At 59.4% G+C, this 448-nt stretch carries 1 protein-coding gene; it reads left to right on the forward strand.

The window, feature by feature from the left end:
• Positions 1–89 precede the first annotated feature (89 nt).
• On the forward strand, positions 90–448 hold a 359-nt coding region (locus tag J5M56_RS25370), incomplete at its 3' end, for an adenylosuccinate synthetase (RefSeq protein ID WP_207938106.1).

The raw sequence follows: 448 nt of genomic DNA on the forward strand, positions 1-448 counted from the left end.
GCGTGCAATGTCGTTGAAGCGAAACGGAAAAATTCGGAACCGGCGGCGAACCTAGGTAGAATACGTTTTTAACCAGCTAACGAATCAACATGTCTGCCAGCGCAGTGAACGTGACTCCCGGGCGTAACGTCGTCGTCGTGGGGACTCAATGGGGTGATGAAGGCAAAGGCAAGATCGTCGACTGGCTGACGGACCACGCTCAGGGCGTCGTGCGTTTCCAGGGCGGCCACAACGCCGGCCACACCCTCATCATCGGCGGCAAGAAGACCATCTTGCGCCTCATCCCGTCGGGCATCATGCGTGAAGGCGTCTCCTGCTACATCGGCAACGGCGTCGTCCTCTCCCCCGAGGCACTGTTCAAGGAAATCGGCGAGCTGGAAGAAGCCGGCCTGTCCGTTCGCGAGCGCCTGTTCATTTCCGAGGCGACGACGCTGATTCTCCCGTATCA

Origin of the sequence: Pseudomonas sp. 51_B (assembly GCF_017491595.1) — a bacterium.
GTDB classification, from domain to species: Bacteria; Pseudomonadota; Gammaproteobacteria; order Pseudomonadales; family Pseudomonadaceae; genus Aquipseudomonas; species Aquipseudomonas promysalinigenes.